The following is a 242-nucleotide window of genomic DNA, read 5'->3' on the forward strand; positions in this document are numbered from 1 at the left end:
TGGCTTTACCTAGGGGCAATATATAATCTTTTGCCGGTTCGATGGTTTTGGCATCATCGGTACCGGGCACTTTACTCCAGTACAATCCTTTATGCTCAAGCATAATAACAGGATTAGGATCGAGGAAGGCGGCTTTCATCAAACCCTTCATGTCTGCGGCATTGGAAGGATATACAACTTTAATACCCTTGATAGAAAATAAGGTACTTTCGATACTGCCACTATGATATGGCCCCCCACCC

The 242-nt window shown here is 44.2% G+C and carries 1 pseudogene; it reads right to left on the bottom strand.

The window, feature by feature from the left end:
• Nucleotides 1-242, bottom strand: a pseudogene (locus CWC11_RS21690) (alpha-ketoacid dehydrogenase subunit beta); the annotation flags it as partial.

This window comes from Pseudoalteromonas sp. S3178, assembly GCF_005886985.1.
GTDB lineage: Bacteria > Pseudomonadota > Gammaproteobacteria > Enterobacterales > Alteromonadaceae > Pseudoalteromonas > Pseudoalteromonas carrageenovora.